Consider the following 15,945-nt stretch of genomic DNA (forward strand, 5'->3'; position numbering starts at 1 on the left):
TCGCCCGGCCACCGCCCCTTTAGGGAGTCAGGCTTCGCCTGACACACTGCTCCGTATGCGCATTGTGGTTCTTGCAGGCGGTATCGGCGGTGCTCGTTTTCTTCGTGGCCTCAAAGCGGCCGCACCGGAGGCGGACATCACCGTCATCGGCAATACCGGTGACGACATTCATCTGTTCGGGCTGAAGGTCTGCCCCGACCTCGACACGGTGATGTACACCCTCGGCGGCGGCATCAACGAGGAACAGGGCTGGGGTCGCGCGGAGGAGACCTTCCACGTGAAGGCCGAACTCGCCGCGTACGGCGTCGGACCGGAATGGTTCGGGCTCGGCGACCGCGACTTCGCGACGCACATCGTGCGCACCCAGATGCTCGGCGCCGGATATCCGCTCAGCGCGGTCACCGAAGCCCTGTGCGAGCGGTGGCAGCCGGGCGTGCGGCTGATCCCGATGTCCGACGACCGCGTCGAGACGCACGTGGCGATCGAGACCGACGGCGAGCGCAGGGCGGTCCACTTCCAGGAGTACTGGGTGAAGCTGCGCGCCTCCGTCGACGCGCAGGCGATCGTGCCGGTCGGCGCCGAGCAGGCCAAGCCCGCGCCCGGCGTGCTGGAGGCCATCGCCTCCGCCGACGTCATCCTCTTCCCGCCGTCCAACCCCGTCGTCAGCGTCGGCACGATCCTCGCCGTCCCCGGCATCCGCGAGGCCATCGCGGAGGCGGGCGTTCCGGTGGTCGGCCTGTCCCCCATCGTCGGCGACGCCCCGGTGCGCGGCATGGCCGACAAGGTCCTGGCCGCCGTCGGCGTCGAGTCGACGGCCGCCGCCGTCGCCCAGCACTACGGCTCCGGGCTGCTCGACGGCTGGCTGGTGGACACCGTCGACGCGCACACCGTGCAGGCCGTCGAGGACGCGGGCATCCGCTGCCGCGCCGTGCCGCTGATGATGACCGACCTCGCCGCGACCGCCGCGATGGCGAGTGCCGCGCTGGAGCTGGCGTCGGAGGTACGGGCATGAGCGACTCCGTGGGTACGGTGCGGGGCGCGCCGGAGTACCGCGTGTGGGCGGTGCCCGGCCTGCCGGAGGTCCGCGAGGGCGACGACCTGGCGAAGCTGATCGTGGGCGCGGAGCCCGGGCTCGCCGACGGCGACGTCCTGCTCGTCACGTCGAAGATCGTCAGCAAGGCGGAGGGCCGGATGCTGGCCGCCGACTCGCGCGAGGAAGCCATCGACGCGGAGACGGTACGGGTCGTGGCGCGCCGCGGCACCCTGCGCATCGTGGAGAACCGGCAGGGGCTGATCATGGCCGCCGCCGGGGTGGACGCCTCCAACACCCCCGCCGGGACGGTGCTCCTGCTGCCGGCGGACCCCGACGCCTCGGCACGGGCCATCCGCGACGGCGTACGGGACGCGCTGGGCGTCGAGGTCGGCGTCGTCGTCACCGACACCTTCGGGCGACCCTGGCGCAGCGGGTTGACGGACGTGGCGATCGGGGCAGCCGGGGTGCGGGTGCTCGACGACCTGCGGGGTGGGATGGACGCGTACGGCAATCCGCTGAGCGCGACGATCGTGGCCACGGCGGACGAGCTGGCGGCGGCGGGCGACCTGGTGAAGGGCAAGGCGGACGGGCTGCCGGTGGCCGTCGTGCGCGGGCTGGCGCACGTGGTCGCCGCGGACGCGGAGGGTGCGCGGGCGCTCGTACGGGGTGCGGCGGACGACATGTTCCGGCTCGGGACGTCGGAGGCGGTCCGGGAGGCGGTCACGCAGCGGCGCACGGTGCGGGAGTTCACCGACGACCCGGTGGACCCCGGGGCGGTGCGGCGGGCGGTCGCGGCGGCGGTGACGGCACCGGCGCCGCATCACACGACGCCGTGGCGGTTCGTGCTGCTGGAGTCGGAGTCGGCGCGGGCCGGGCTGCTGGACGCGATGAAGGACGCGTGGATCGCGGATCTGCGGGCGGACGGGAAGTCCGAGGAGTCGATCGCCAAGCGGGTGCGGCGCGGGGAGGTGCTGCGGAGGGCGCCCTATCTGGTGGTGCCGTGTCTGGTGACGGACGGGTCCCACACGTATGGGGACGTCCGGCGGGACGCCGCGGAGCGGGAGATGTTCGTGGTGGCCATGGGGGCCGGGGTGCAGAACTTCCTGGTGGCGTTGGCCGGGGAGCGGCTGGGGTCGGCGTGGGTGTCGTCGACGATGTTCTGCCGGGACGTGGTGCGGGAGGTGCTGGGGCTGCCGGAGGGGTGGGACCCGATGGGGGCGGTCGCGGTGGGGCGTCCGGCGGGCGAGCCGGCGGCGCGGGGGGAGCGGGGGGTGGAGGGCTTCATCACCGTGCGGTGAACTTTTCCGGTACGGGGGCGGGGCTTGGTGGCGCCGGGATCGCGGGCGGTACGGGGCGGGCCGGGGCCCCATGGGACGGGCGTCCGGCGTGGGGCTCGGCCTCGGGCCGGTAGTGGGGTCGGCCGGGAGCGAGAGGGCCGGAACCGGGCGGGGCCGGAGTCGGGCGGTCCGCCCCCTTGCCCGCCCGTCCCGCCCCCCGGGGGGCGGCCCCGCCGCCCAAGGCGGCGGGGGGGAGCGGGAAGGGGAAGGCGGCTGCGAAGCAGCCCCTTCAGGGGCGCGGGGAACTGCGCGACCAGCCACCCACTCACCCGCACGGGACAGGGGCCCCACCCCGTAGGGTCGACCCGTGGCAGGGAGATTTCAGCGGAGGGTCGTGCTGGGACCGTTGCGGCGGGGCGGCGCGGACCCCACGTACCGGGTGGCCCAGGACGGCGCCGTGTGGCGGGTGAGCCGGACGCCCGAGGGCCCCGGGACGCTCCGGGTGACCGAGGGGGACGCCCAGGCATGGGGGCCGGGGGCCGCGTGGATGCTGCGGCAGCTGCCCCTGCTGCTCGGTGAGGGCGACGAGCCGGAGGCCTTCGTGGCACACCACCGGGTCGTCGCGCAGGCCCAGCACCGGCACCCGGAGCTGCGGCTGTGCCGGACGGGGCTGGTGCTGGAGTCGCTGATTCCGTCCGTACTGGAGCAGAAGGTGACCACCACGGAGGCGTACCGCTCCTGGCGGCACCTGGTGCGGACGTTCGGCGAGCCCGCACCCCTGCCCCGTACCCCTGAATTCGCCGTCCCGGAGGGCCTGTACGCCATGCCCGACGCCCGCGGCTGGGCGCGCATCCCCTCCTGGGAGTGGCACCTGGCCAACGTCGACGCCAAGCGCGCCGACACCGTGGTGCGCGCGGTGCGCGTGGCGCCGCGGCTGGAGGAGGCCGCGGAAATGACGTACGAGAACGCGAAGCGGAGGCTGGAGCTGGTGGCGGGGATCGGCCCGTGGACCTCCGCCGAGACCCTCCAGCGGAGCAACGGGGCGCCCGACGCGCTCACCGTGGGGGATCTGCACCTGCCGGGAATCGTCGGATACGCGCTGACCGGCAGGCGCGGGGCGACCGACGCCGACATGCTGGAGCTGCTGGCGCCCTATGCGGGCCAGCGGCACAGGGCCGCCCGGTACATCCTGCTCACCGGGCTGACCCCGCCCCGGCGCGGCCCCCGCCGCGCCCCGGGGCGTATCTCACACCTGTAGTCACTGGTCCGAGGAGAAGCGGACGGAGCCCGCCGGGAGGACCGCGTCGCACCAGATACGGATGCCGTCGCGCAGTTCGTTGTCCGCGCCGACCTGCGCGCCGTCGCCGATGACCGCACCCACCAGGTGCGTACGGGAGCCGATGCGTGCGCCCGCGCCGACCAGGGAGTCCTGGACGACGGCGCCCGGCTCGATCACCGCACCGGCCAGCACCGTCGAGCCCTCGATCCGGGCCCCCTCCCCCACCACCGCGTCCGCGCCGATCACCGTGCCCCCGGTGAGCTTGGCGTCGGCGGCGACGACCGCGCCCGGCATGACCAGGCGGTCGCCGCAGCGGCCCGGGACGGCCGGGGACGGCGCGCGGCCCTGCACGAGGTCGGCGGAGCCGCGGACGAAGGCCTGGGGGGTGCCCAGGTCCAGCCAGTACGTGGAGTCGACCATGCCCTGGAGGTGCGCCCCGCCGGCCAGCAGGTCGGGGAAGGTCTCGCGCTCGACGGAGACCGGGCGGCCGGTGGGGATGGTGTCGATGACCGAGCGGCGGAAGACGTACGCGCCCGCGTTGATCTGGTCGGTGACGATCTCCTCCGGCGTCTGCGGCTTCTCCAGGAAGGCGGTGACACGGCCGGTGGCGTCGGTGGGGACCAGGCCGAAGGCTCTGGGGTCCTCGACGCGGGTGAGGTGCAGGGAGACGTCCGCACCGGAGGTGGAGTGGGTGGAGACGAGGGCCTCGATGTCGAGGCCGGTGAGGATGTCGCCGTTGAAGATGAGGACCGGCTCGTCGGGGCCCGAGTGCAGGCGGGGGGCGACGTTGCGGATGGCGCCGCCGGTGCCCAGCGGCTCGTCCTCGGTGACGTACTCCAGGTGCAGACCGAGCGCGGAGCCGTCGCCGAAGTGGGGCTCGAAGACCTCGGCGAGGTAGGAGGTGGCGAGCACGATGTGTTCGACTCCGGCGGCCCTGGCGCGGGCCAGCTGGTGGGTCAGGAAGGGCACCCCGGCCGCCGGGACCATGGGCTTGGGGGTGTTCACCGTGAGGGGTCGCAGCCGGGTTCCCTTGCCTCCGACCAGGAGGATCGCTTCAGTCACCTTGTCGTCTCTGCTTCCTGCTGGGGCCGGGCCGGATGTGGCTGGCCAGTGTATGCAGACTGTTCGATACGTCCCGGTCGGCGCCCCGCGTGCAGCAGGTGTCGGTGTCGCGGTCGAGGTCCGCGCCCGGCCCCGGGGACGTCGGGCACGGACCTGGCGACTAGCGTCCCTGGAAGCGGGCCGCGGTCCCGCGCGCGGTGCCCAGCTTCTGGTAGAGGCGGCCGCCGGGGCATTCGGTGGCGAAGCCGTCCCGGTGGCCCGAGATGACGTTCAGCCGGACCTTGCTCCCCTTCTTGTAGAGGTTGCCTCCCGCTGAGGTGAGGTAGGTGGTGCCCTTGGGGTTGGCGCCGTGCAGTCCGAGTTTCCAGGCGGTGAGCTTCGCGACGGCGTTCACCGCGGCGGCGGGCGGAGCGGTGCTGCTGTAGGTCCCGAGGACGGCGATGCCCATGCTGTCGGTGTTGAAACCGAGAGTGTGCGCCCCGAGGACCGGCTTGGCCACACCTCCGGCGCGTCCTTCGTAGACATTGCCGCACTTGTCGACGGCGAAGTTGTAGCCGAAGTCCCGCCAGCCACTGCTCTTGACGTGGTAGCGGTAGATACTGCGCAGGACGGAGCCCGACTGCGAACAGCTGTACCCATTTCCGGACGCGCTGTGATGGACGAAGGCGGCCTTGATCGTCTTGGTGTAGACGTTGCCCTTCTCCTTCATCCGCTCGTCGGCGCCCCATCCCCTGCGCAGGACGATGCGCGGGCGGGGCCCGATGCGCGGGCGCTGCACTCCGCTCTCCGCTTCCGCTTCGGCCGGCACCAGCGAGGCCGAGGAGGCTTCGGCCTCGGTCTCGGCCCGGGTCAGCTCCGGGAGTTCCAGGGCGGCGGAGGGGGCGCGGGAGCCGTCGCGGGGCGGTTCGGCGCCGGGGTCGACGAGGTCGAGCCGCAGGCCCTCGGGCAGGGGGCCGTCGGTGGGGCGGACGCGGGCCTGGACGGCGTCGGACGCGCCGACCCACAGGGGTGCGGTCGAGCCGTGCGTACGGTTCTCCCGTGCGCCCGGGTCGGCCCCGTCGGCGGAGTGCGCGTCGAGGTCCTGCCAGCGCGACCAGGTGCCGGTCGACACCGCTCTCGTACGTACCTGGACCCGCCCCTCCAGTACGGCACGGGGGTCGTCCCAGACCACGCCGACCAGCGAGAACGGGTCCACGTCCCGGGGACTGAGCCCGAGCGCGGCCGCTCGCGGGACGGCCCGGTCGGTGCGCCCGGCGAGCGGGGCCAGCGGCAGCGACCTGGTCGAGCCGGGGAGACCGGGGAGGTCCGCCGACTGCGCGCCCGCCAACTGCCGCCGGTCTGCGGGGGCGTCGTCGGGCAGCACGAGCGGGAGCGCGAGAAGGGCCGCGCAGGTGACGCCGATCGAGGAAGCAAGGAGTGCACGCATGTAGCCGATATTGGTCATACCGGTATAAATCTGTCCATCGGTGAAGTGACGGCGCGGTGACGGTCCGTCCGCCGGACGGGTGGCCGGACGCGACCGGCCCGCACCGCCCGGGGCGCGGGCGGCGACGTACGCTCGTCCGATGAACTCCACCGACCGCACCCCTGCCGACCTGCTGCGTTCCGCGCTCGCGACGGACCCGGGCCGTCCCCTTGTCACCTTCTACGACGACGCGACGGGCGAGCGCGTCGAACTGTCCGTGGCGACCTTCGCCAATTGGGTGGCCAAGACCGCCAACCTCCTCCAGGGCGATCTGTCCGCCGGGCCCGGCGACCGGCTCGCGCTGCTCCTGCCCGCGCACTGGCAGACCGCGGTGTGGCTGCTGGCGTGCGCCTCGGTGGGCGTCGAGGTGGACGTCGCGGGCGACCCGGCGGGGGCGGACGTCGTGGTCAGCGGCCCGGACGCGCTGGAGGCGGCGCGGGCGTGCCGGGGCGAGCGGGTGGCACTGGCGCTGCGCCCGCTGGGCGGACGTTTCCCCTCCGCCCCGGAGGGCTTCGCGGACTACGCCGTCGAAGTCCCCTCCCAGGGCGACCGGTTCGCCCCCTTCGTCCCCGTGGACGCCGACGAGGTCGCGCTGTCCGTCGGCGGTACGTCGACGAGTGCGGCCGAGGTCGTGGAGCGGGCCCGCGCGGACGCGCGGGCGCTCGGGCTGGGGCCGGGGTCGCGGGTGCTGTCGGGGCTCTCGTACGACACGTGGGAGGGACTGTCCTCCGGTCTGTACGCGCCGCTGGCGTCCGGCGCCTCGGTGGTGCTGTGCCGCAACCTCGGCGAACTGTCGGCGGAAGGGCTCGCCAAGCGCGTCGAGAGCGAGCGCGTCACGCACACGCTGGGGGCGTAGCGGGCGTACGTCCTCCGGTACGGCTTCGGGGGGCGGCCCATTCGGTGGACCGGGGCCCCGCTTCGCGGGCGCGCGACGGGGCACAGGACATGATCGATGGGACGCACAACCAAGCGCCGGGTTCAGCCGTCTACTCCTGCGATCGGCGGCCCAGCGTGCCGCCGACCCGTACGAGGATGGACGACGACGTGACCGAGACCGCTGGCACGCCCCCCGAACCGGACCGGCCGGCGAAGGCCCCGGAGCCCGGAGCAGGAGCGCGCCCGGCGGACGACACGACGCACCCCCCGGCACCGGACGCCTCCCCCGAAGCCCCGTCACCGGCGACACCGGACGCACCGGCACCGGACGCACCCGCACTCCGGACACCGGACGCGGCGACACCGGACGCGCCCGCAGCCACGACACCGGCACCGGATGCCGCGGAAGCACCGGCACCGGACGCAGCGGAAGCACCAGCCCCGGACGCCACTTCCACCGCACCGGCGCCGGACGTCGCGAGCACACCGGCACCGGACGCAGCGGCACCGGACGCAGCGGAAGCACCGGACGCGACGCCCGCGCCCGACGCCACCAGCACACCCGCACCCGCACCCGCACCCGGCACCGACGCCCTGCCCGCCCCCGACACCGACACCGTCGCCGCCCGCGAGGACGCAGTCCTCGCCGCAGCGCCCGCCGGGGCCGGAGCCGGAGCCGGAGCCGGGGGCGACGCGGACGGTGGGGACGACGGCGTCACCCCTCCCTCGCCCCCCACCAGAAAGCGGCACTGGGTGCGCTGGCTCGCGGGCGGGGCGGCGGTCGTGGTGCTCGTGGCGGCCGGAACCGGCTGGTACTTCTACAAGAAGCTCGACGGCAACATCACCACCGACACCGGTGCCGCCGCCGAACTCCGCGCCTGGGACAAGGAACGCCCCACCCAGGCCCCGGTGGCGCTCGACGCGCAGAACATTCTGCTCATCGGCTCCGACTCCCGCGCCGGCGGCAACAAGAAGTACGGACGCGACGAGGGCACCCAGCGCTCGGACACCACGATCCTGCTGCACCTGGCCGCCGACCGGAAGAGCGCCACCGGCGTCTCGCTGCCGCGCGACCTGATGGTGGACATCCCGAGCTGCACCAAGGCGGACGGCACCCGCACCCGGAAGATGTTCGCGCAGTTCAACTGGGCGTTCGAGATGGGCGGTACGGCCTGCACGATCCGTACCGTCGAGAAGCTGACGGGCATCCGCATCGACCACCACATGGTGGTGGACTTCGAGGGCTTCAAGCACATGGTGGACGCGGTCGACGGTGTGGAGGTCTGCCTCAAGGAGCCCATCAACGACAAGGACGCGCACCTGAAGCTGGACGCGGGCCCGCAGACCCTCAACGGGGAGCAGGCGCTCGGCTATGTGCGTGCCCGCAAGTCCATCGGCGGCGGCAGCGACACCGAACGGATGGACCGCCAGCAGCAGTTCCTCGGCTCGCTCGTCAACAAGATGCAGAGCAACGGCGTCCTGCTGAACCCGACGAAGCTCTATCCGGTGCTGGACGCCGCGACGAAGGCGCTGACCACCGACCCGGGGCTGGACTCGCTGCGCGATCTGTACGACCTGGCGAGCAGCATGCGGGACGTGCCCTCGGAGCGGGTGCAGTTCCTGACCGTACCCAGACAGCCGTACCGCTACGACCGGAACCGGGACGAACTGATCGAGTCCCAGGCCGAGAAGCTCTTCCAGCAGCTGCGCGAGGACGCACCCGTCTCGGTGGCGCCCGCCAAGTCGCTGGAGAAGCAGGACGGATCGGGCGACGATTCCGTGACCGGCTCCCCGAGCGGGGGGACGGTCGAACCCGGGAGCGACGACGAGGGCGACAACAGGCCCGACGACCCCGGTACGCCCAGCCCCACTCCGACCCCGACCTTCGCCGGAACCAACGCCGCCAGGGGCATGTGCGAGTAAAGCGATTGCCAAGTCCGGGACATCACCCGTTGCCCTTTGGGCGTATTGCCCGGTTGTAAGGGGCGTGGAATTTGTCACTGCCGTCGCTGGGCGCTGATCTGTCCAGATAGTGTGACGCGATCCAGTGCGACGAGCCGCTGCTCGGATCACGCACGCACGACTGGACGAAATGATGAGCCGCCTGGGGGGAGGCGCCTCGCGTGGGACCGACGGAGGACTCAGGCAACCGTGGACGCGCACAGCCGTGGGGCGGACGAGATCGACCCCGCCGACCAGTGGGTTCTCAACCCGCACACCGGCAACTACGAACTGCGACTGGACAGTTCCACAGGGTCCGCACGAGCTGCGGGACAGCCTCAGGGCAGTCCGCGCGGCCGCGGCCGTGACCCCCAGGGACAGCAGCAGGGACACGGCCAGCAGCACGGCGGCGGCCATGACGCTGCGCCCCGCCGCGACGTGCCGTCCCAGCGAAGCCGTCGCAGCGGTGCCGACAACACCCCCCGGGGCGGGAGTTCGCGCGGCGACAGCGCCGCCGCGCAGGCCGGCCGCCGCCGCAGGTCGGCGAAGAAGGGCAACAAGAAGGCCCTGAAGATCACCGGCGGTGTGGTCGGCTTCGTCCTGGTCGCGGGTTCGGTCGGCGCGTGGGCGCTCTACAACCACTTCGACAGCAACCTGCAGTCCGTGGACGTCTCCGGCGGTTCGGGCGGTTTCAAGAAGGACCAGGCGATCAACATCCTGGTCATCGGTACGGACAAGCGGACCGGCGACGGCAATTCGGGCTACGGCGACAAGGACAGCCCCGGCCACGCGGACACCACGCTCCTCTTCCACGTCGCCAAGGACCGGACGAACGCGACGGTGCTGTCCATCCCGCGCGACCTGAAGACGCGCATCCCGGACTGCCCCACCAAGCAGGAGGACAAGACCGAGAAGGTCATCCCCGGCAGCACGTTCGAACGCTTCAACACCAGCCTCGGCCAGTCCGGCCGCGACCCCGGCTGCACGATGCGCACGGTCAAGGAGATCACCGGACTGACCGTCGACCACTTCATGATGGTCGACTTCAACGCGGTGAAGTCGCTGACCACCGCGGTCGGCGGCGTCGACGTCTGCGTCGCCAAGGACGTGGACGACAAGAAGTCGCACCTCAAGCTGAGCAAGGGCAACCACACGATCCAGGGCGAGCAGGCGCTGGCCTTCGTGCGCACCCGGGGCGCGTTCGGCACCGGCTCCGACCTCAGCCGCATCCAGACGCAGCAGCAGTTCCTGGGCGCGATGCTGCGCAAGATGAAGTCCAGCGAGACCCTCACCGACGTGGGCAAGCTGTACGACCTGGCGGACGCGGCGACCAAGGCGCTGACCGTCGACTCGGGCATCGCGGGCCTGGGCAAGCTGAGGTCGCTGGCCGAGGAGGTCGCCAAGGTCGACCCGAAGAACATCACCTTCACGACCCTGCCGGTGGACGACAACCCGGCCGAGCCGGTGAAGGCGAAGGCCACGGTCGTCATCAACCAGCCGAAGGCCGACGCCCTCTTCTCGATACTGCAGTCGGACACCTCCCTCACCGAGGTGAAGAAGAAGGAGAAGGCCGAGAAGCAGGACCAGCAGCAGGCCCTGCTGAAGGGGGACAAGGCCGCCGCCGAGGACGTCCGCGTCAACGTCTACAACGGCAGCGGCAAGGGCGGCGCCGCCCAGGAGACCCTGAGCTGGCTCCAGGTGGAGAAGGGCGCCCGGCTGGCCACCAACGGCGGCAACTCACCGGAACCCGACATCGCAAAAACCACTCTCACGTACGGGGAGAACCAGGCCGACCAGGCCCGCGCGCTCGCCGCGATGATGAAGCTGCCCGGCTCGGCGCTCAAGCCGACCGGTCAGCAGGCCGGGGACCGCGAGCCGATGAAGCTGACATTGGGCAAGGACTTCTCCGGCCCGGGCAACCCGCTCGGCGCCCCGGCGAAGGCTCCCGAAGGCATCCAGCAGGCCAACGCCGCCACCTCGGTGTGCGCCCAATAACCTCGCGCCACCGGGTGCGAAACGGAAACTGAAGAGAAGTGGGTGGGGGCCCGGTGGGCAACAGCAGTGTGCATGGGGAGGGGACCAGGGCCCGCAACCTCGGCTGGGACGAGAGTCTCTACGAGAACGCGAACGCCCGGCCCGAGTCGTCCGAGGCGGCCGGCGGCGGCCAGGGCGGCCGTCGCCGCGGCGGGTCGCGCCGACGCAGACCCGAGGGCGGGCGCAGCAAGGGCAAACAGGTCCTGCGCTGGGGCGCGATAGCGCTGGCCGTGCTGATCCTCGGCACGGCCGGCGCCGGATACCTCTACTACCAGCACCTCAACAGCAACCTGCGCAGCGGCGCCCGCAGCAGCGGCGACGGCCCGGACAAGCCCAAGGCGAACGCCGCCGGGCAGACCCCGCTGAACATCCTGCTGATCGGCTCCGACAGCCGCGCCGATCCCGAGAACGTGAAGCTGGGCGGCGGCAAGGACCTCACGAAGAACCCGCCGCTCGCGGACGTGCAGAAGCTGCTGCACGTCTCCGCCGACCGCAAGCACGCCTCGGTGGTGAGCATCCCGCGCGACACCCGGGTGGACATCCCCGATTGCAAGGACGAGAAGACCCAGAAGGTCACCCCTGCGGGGAACGCCATCATCAACACGGCGCTGGCGCGCGGTGGTCCGGGCTGTGTGCTGGACACCTGGCAGAAGCTCACCAACATCTACATCGACCACTGGCTGATGATCGACTTCTCCGGTGTGGTGCAGATGTCGGACGCCGTCGGCGGTGTCGAGGTCTGCCTCAACCAGGGTGTGTGGGACAGGTCGACGCCGAGCCAGAAGGGCGGCTCGGGCCTCAAGCTGTCCAAGGGCCCGCACAAGATCAAGGGCGAGCAGGCCCTCCAGTGGCTGCGCACCCGGCACGCGTTCTTCAGTGACAAGGGCCGCGCGAAGGCGCAGCACATGTACATGAACTCGATGATGCGCGAGCTCCAGAGCGAGGACGCGTTCACCAACGTCGGCCGCATCACCTCGCTCGCCGAGACCGCGACCAAGGCTCTCCAGGTCTCCGACGAGATCGGCTCGCCCAAGAAGCTGTTCGACCTGGCGATGGAGCTCAAGAACGTCCCCTCGGACAGCATCACCATGACCTCGCTGCCGACGATCGCGGATCCGCGGGACCCCCTGAACCACTACGTCGTCGACCCCAAGGACTCCCCCCAGGTCCTCAAGCTGCTCCAGGACGACATCCCGTTCGACAAGAACGGCGGCGCGTCCGACGGCAAGGGCGCGAAGAAGCCCGCCGAGAAGCCCGCCAAGAAGCCCTCCGCGGCCCCCGGCGAGCTGGCCGTCACCGTGCAGAACGGCACGGGCTCCGACACCGAGGCCCCCACCCCCGGCCGGGCGTCCGCCGTCGCGCAGACCCTCACCGGCAAGGGGTACGCCCGGGCCTCGGCCAGCAAGGAGCGGCAGAGCGCCGAGCGGACCGTGGTCCGCTTCCCCAGCGCCGAGCTGGAGGGCGACGCCCAGGCCGTCGCCAAGGCGCTGGGCCTGCCGTCCTCGGCGGTCAGCAGGTCCACGGACGTCTCGGGCGTGACGCTGGTCGTCGGCTCCGACTGGCGCACCGGTGCCTCCTACCCCAAGGAGGAGGTGCCGAAGGCGGGCGACGTCCCGAAGTCCGCCGAGGCGGTCAAGGGCGACGACAAGGGCTGCATGGACGTGTACGGCCCGTACAAGTGGAACGGCAAGGACTGATTCCGCGGAGGTACGACAAGGGGGCCCGGGACGGTGATCGTCCCGGGCCCCCTTTGCGTACGTACGCGCGTACGTACGCGGAAACCGCCTACACGCCCGCGCCCTGCACCGACGGCCGCCTGCTCGCGATGACCTTCTTCGCGAGGGACTTCGGGGAGGTCAGGAAGCCGTAGCCCCAGGACATGTGCATCGTGGCCAGGGCGAGGGGGATCTGCGCGCGGGCCTTCAGGGGAAGGCCCTTGCCCGCCGGGAGGGAGCCCGCGGTGATGGCCGCGAGGTAGCCCGCCGGGATCACGAAGCCCCACGGGGTGACCAGCGCGCCGACGACGGTGCCCGCGGCGATGGCGCAGACGGCGGTCGGCGGGGCGAGGTAGCGCAGGTTGATCGAGCCGGAGTGGTAGCGGGCGACGACGTGCCGCCAGCGGCCGTAGTTCTTGTACTGCTTGGCGAGCTCCTTGACGGAGGGGCGCGGGCGGTACTGGACCTTCAGTTCCGGCGAGAACCAGATCAGGCCGCCGGACTCGCGGATGCGGAAGTTCAGCTCCCAGTCCTGGGCGCGGATGAACTCCTCGTTGTAGCCGCCGAGCCGCTCCAGCGCCTCACGGCGGAAGACGCCCAGGTAGACGGTCTCCGCCTGCTGGGCCTCGCCGCCGGTGTGGAAGGCCGCGTTGCCGACGCCGATCTTCGAGGTCATCGCGGCGGCGACCGCGTCCTCCCAGGCGTTCTCGCCCTCGGCGTGCATGATGCCGCCGACGTTCTGCGCGCCGGTCTCCTCCAGGAGGCGCACGGCGGTGGCGATGTAGTTCGGGGAGAGCATGCCGTGGCCGTCGACGCGTACGACGATCGGGTGCCGGGAGGCCTTGATCGCGGCGTTCAGGGCGGCCGGGGTGCGGCCGGTGGGGTTGGGAACGGTGTGCACGCGCGGGTCTTCCCGGACCAGCTCGGCGGCGATCTCGTCGGTGCGGTCCGTGGACGGGCCGAGCGCGATCACCACCTCCATCTCGCCGTCGTACTCCTGCTCCAGGATGTGACGGACCGAGTTGCGCAGGTGCCGCTCCTCGTTGAGGACCGGCATGATCACGGAGACCGCGGGGGCGGCGGGGGCGTTGGCGTTCACAAGCCGTCACGTTACCGCGAACGGGGGACAGCCTCGCGCGGCGGCCGGTCAGGTCCGCCGGGCTGGAGATCGTATCGGCATACGGTGCGGGGCGATCCCCGTCCTGTGCCCTCAGCGGAGGTGTCCCCCGTGCCCGTGCCGCCCCGTCAGCCTGCCCGTCGTCGCCCGCACCCGCCCCGCGACAAGCGCCGCAAGCAGGACGAGCGGCCGCACTGGGGGATGCGGGCGGCGACCACCCTGTCCGTGCTGGTGCTGGCGGCGGGCGGCATCGGGCACGCGATGGTGACCAGCATGAACACCGGGATCGACCGGGTCGACCCGTTCAAGGACATGAAGAACCGGCCCGAGGCCGAGCCGGGGCGCGGCATGAACGTCCTCCTGGTCGGCACCGACGGCCGCGACAAGATCACCAAGGAGGAGAAGGAGAAGTACAAGCTCGGCGGCGCCCCCTGCCACTGCACCGACACGATCATGCTGGTGCACGTCTCGGAGGACCGGGGCCGGGCCAGCGTGGTCAGCATCCCGCGCGACAGCTACGCGCAGATGCCCGAGCACACGGACGAGACCACCGGCGACCACCACCGCTCCCACCCGGTCAAGATCAACGCGGCGTACGCGGAGGGCGGGCCGAGCCTGACCACGCGGACCGTCGAGCACATGACCGGCGTGAAGATCGACCACTACCTGGAGGTCGACTTCACCAGCTTCATGAAGACGGTGGACGTGCTCGGCGGCGTCGACATCTGCACGACGACCGCGCTGAAGGACAGCTATACGGGCCTGGACCTGGCCCCCGGCACCCACCGGCTCGGCGGCGGCGAGGCCCTCCAGTACGTGCGCTCGCGGCACATCGACGGGGCCTCGGACCTGGGCAGGATGCAGCGCCAGCAGCGGTTCCTGGCCGCCTTCATCGCCAAGGTCACCGACAGCGGGGCGCTGCTCAACCCGGTGCGCTTCCGCGAGGTCGCCTCGACGCTGCTGGGCTCGGTGCGGGCCGACAAGGGCTTCGGCACGACGGAGATGCTGGCGCTCGGGCAGGCGATGCGGGGCTTCACCCCGGCGTCCTCGGAGTTCACGTCGGTGCCGATCGGGGAGATGAGCTTCCCGGTGAAGGGCATCGGCTCCACCCTGAAGTGGGACGACGCCAAGTCCAGGAAGCTCTTCCAGACGCTGCGGGAGGACCGCCCGCTGGGCGTTCCGCGCCCCAAGAAGGACCGGGCCACCCCGGTGGACGTCTCGCCGGAGCAGATCCGGGTGCAGGTCGACAACGGGACGCGCACGGCGGGCCTCGGCAGGCGCGTCGACGCGGCGCTGAAGGCCACCGGCTTCCGCACGACGGGCGCCCCCGGCAACGGGGTGCGCCGGGACGTGGCCCGCACCCTGGTGACGTACGACCCCCGCTGGGACCGCAGCGCCCAGTCCCTGGCGGCGGCGCTGCCGGGCTGCGCGCTCCAGCCGGTCAAGGGGCAGGGCGGCCTGATGCGGGTCACGGCCGGGGCGGACTACCGGGGGGTGACGCCGGTGCGGGCGCAGGACGAGTACCAGGGCGAGTTCGGGGTGGTGACCGGCGACCAGGTGGTGTGCCCGTGAACCCGAAGCCCGCGGCGCTCAGTCGTTGAGCCCCTCCGCCGCCCGCCGGTCCCGCAGCTCCTTGATGGCGCGGCGGCGGGCGAGGCGGTGGGTGCGCCGGATCTGGGCCTCCTGGTAGCGCCGCCTGTCGCGCTCCGTCTCCGGGAGAACCGGCGGCACGGGGCGCGTCTTGCCGTCCGCGTCGACGGCGGCGAAGACCAGGTAGGCGGAGCCGACCTGCTGGGCCGGGGTGGATTCGTTCCACCGCTCGGCCAGGACCCGTACGCCGATCTCCATGGAGGAGCGGCCGGTCCAGTTGCACTGGGCCTTCACGTGCACCAGGTCGCCGACCTGCACCGGCTCCAGGAAGACCATCTCGTCCATGGAGGCGGTGACCGCGGGCCCGCCGGAGTGGCGGCCGGCGACCGCGCCCGCCGCGTCGTCCACCAGCTTCATGATCACGCCACCGTGCACCGTGCCCAGCAGATTCGTTTCCGCAGCGGTCATGATGTGGCTGAGCGTGGTGCGGGACGCGGAGGTGGGCTTGCCCGGAATGGGGTCTTCCGGGGCCTGGGCCTGATCTGTCATGCCCTCT

Annotated in this window: 12 protein-coding genes; 8 read left to right on the forward strand and 4 right to left on the reverse strand. The window is 72.1% G+C overall.

Features of this window, described 5'->3' with window-relative positions; translation table 11 throughout:
• Window positions 1–55 precede the first annotated feature (55 nt).
• From cofD to ACIO3O_RS23125, 3 genes are all read left to right on the forward strand, one after another.
• On the forward strand, window positions 56–1,012 hold the full coding sequence (cofD, locus tag ACIO3O_RS23115) for a 2-phospho-L-lactate transferase (RefSeq protein ID WP_401748750.1): 957 nt from the start codon (window positions 56–58) through the stop codon (window positions 1,010–1,012).
• Complete coding sequence (locus ACIO3O_RS23120) at window positions 1,009–2,331, forward strand: coenzyme F420-0:L-glutamate ligase (RefSeq protein WP_401748752.1); 1,323 nt, start codon at window positions 1,009–1,011, stop codon at window positions 2,329–2,331. The genes cofD and ACIO3O_RS23120 overlap by 4 nt, the downstream gene beginning before the upstream one ends.
• Before the next feature lie 346 nt (window positions 2,332–2,677).
• Window positions 2,678–3,568 carry a DNA-3-methyladenine glycosylase family protein gene (locus ACIO3O_RS23125; RefSeq protein ID WP_401748753.1) on the forward strand — a complete coding sequence of 297 codons (891 nt, stop codon included), beginning with the start codon at window positions 2,678–2,680 and terminating at the stop codon, window positions 3,566–3,568.
• On the opposite strand, the gene ACIO3O_RS23130 is transcribed toward ACIO3O_RS23125, so the two are convergent.
• Entirely contained in the window at window positions 3,569–4,651 is a 1,083-nt protein-coding gene (locus ACIO3O_RS23130; protein WP_401748754.1) for a sugar phosphate nucleotidyltransferase, read from the reverse strand. It abuts the gene before it with no gap.
• Between the two features lie 160 nt (window positions 4,652–4,811).
• The gene (locus tag ACIO3O_RS23135; protein WP_401748756.1) at window positions 4,812–6,077 is read right to left on the reverse strand and encodes an N-acetylmuramoyl-L-alanine amidase; all 1,266 of its coding nucleotides are present in this window, start codon (window positions 6,075–6,077) and stop codon (window positions 4,812–4,814) included.
• A 139-nt stretch (window positions 6,078–6,216) separates the two neighbouring features.
• Here ACIO3O_RS23135 and ACIO3O_RS23140 point away from each other — a divergent pair, with 139 nt between their 5' ends.
• The 4 genes from ACIO3O_RS23140 to ACIO3O_RS23155 all read left to right on the forward strand — a co-directional run bounded on the left by ACIO3O_RS23140 (window position 6,217) and on the right by ACIO3O_RS23155 (window position 12,664).
• A complete protein-coding gene (locus ACIO3O_RS23140; RefSeq protein ID WP_401748758.1) occupies window positions 6,217–6,972 on the forward strand; it encodes a TIGR03089 family protein in 756 nt (251 codons plus the stop codon).
• Between the two features lie 176 nt (window positions 6,973–7,148).
• Window positions 7,149–8,915: an LCP family protein gene (locus ACIO3O_RS23145; protein ID WP_401748760.1), complete on the forward strand. Its 1,767-nt coding sequence runs from the start codon at window positions 7,149–7,151 to the stop codon at window positions 8,913–8,915.
• A gap of 228 nt (window positions 8,916–9,143) precedes the next feature.
• Entirely contained in the window at window positions 9,144–10,928 is a 1,785-nt protein-coding gene (locus ACIO3O_RS23150; RefSeq protein ID WP_401748762.1) for an LCP family protein, read from the forward strand.
• A gap of 53 nt (window positions 10,929–10,981) precedes the next feature.
• On the forward strand, window positions 10,982–12,664 hold the full coding sequence (locus tag ACIO3O_RS23155) for an LCP family protein (protein ID WP_401748764.1): 1,683 nt from the start codon (window positions 10,982–10,984) through the stop codon (window positions 12,662–12,664).
• Between the two features lie 88 nt (window positions 12,665–12,752).
• On the opposite strand, the gene ACIO3O_RS23160 is transcribed toward ACIO3O_RS23155, so the two are convergent.
• On the reverse strand, window positions 12,753–13,781 hold the full coding sequence (locus ACIO3O_RS23160; RefSeq protein ID WP_401748766.1) for a glycosyltransferase family 2 protein: 1,029 nt from the start codon (window positions 13,779–13,781) through the stop codon (window positions 12,753–12,755).
• A 129-nt stretch (window positions 13,782–13,910) separates the two neighbouring features.
• Between ACIO3O_RS23160 and ACIO3O_RS23165 the strand changes: the two genes are divergently transcribed.
• Window positions 13,911–15,371: an LCP family protein gene (locus ACIO3O_RS23165; RefSeq protein ID WP_401748768.1), complete on the forward strand. Its 1,461-nt coding sequence runs from the start codon at window positions 13,911–13,913 to the stop codon at window positions 15,369–15,371.
• A gap of 18 nt (window positions 15,372–15,389) precedes the next feature.
• Here the strand turns inward: ACIO3O_RS23165 and ACIO3O_RS23170 are convergent, their stop codons facing one another.
• A complete protein-coding gene (locus tag ACIO3O_RS23170; RefSeq protein ID WP_401748770.1) occupies window positions 15,390–15,938 on the reverse strand; it encodes an acyl-CoA thioesterase in 549 nt (182 codons plus the stop codon).
• Between the last annotated feature and the right edge of the window lie 7 nt (window positions 15,939–15,945).

The organism is Streptomyces sp. NPDC087440, from assembly GCF_044744005.1.
Lineage (GTDB): Bacteria > Actinomycetota > Actinomycetes > Streptomycetales > Streptomycetaceae > Streptomyces.

Excerpts from the sequence above, each read along its gene's own strand:
- cofD (WP_401748750.1), top strand. The coding sequence starts at position 56 with ATGCGCATTGTGGTTCTTGCAGGCGGTATCGGCGGTGCTCGTTTTCTT.
- ACIO3O_RS23120 (WP_401748752.1), top strand. The coding sequence starts at position 1,009 with ATGAGCGACTCCGTGGGTACGGTGCGGGGCGCGCCGGAGTACCGCGTG.
- ACIO3O_RS23135 (WP_401748756.1), bottom strand. The coding sequence starts at position 6,077 with ATGCGTGCACTCCTTGCTTCCTCGATCGGCGTCACCTGCGCGGCCCTT.
- ACIO3O_RS23140 (WP_401748758.1), top strand. The coding sequence starts at position 6,217 with ATGAACTCCACCGACCGCACCCCTGCCGACCTGCTGCGTTCCGCGCTC.
- ACIO3O_RS23145 (WP_401748760.1), top strand. The coding sequence starts at position 7,149 with ATGGACGACGACGTGACCGAGACCGCTGGCACGCCCCCCGAACCGGAC.
- ACIO3O_RS23170 (WP_401748770.1), bottom strand. The coding sequence starts at position 15,938 with ATGACAGATCAGGCCCAGGCCCCGGAAGACCCCATTCCGGGCAAGCCC.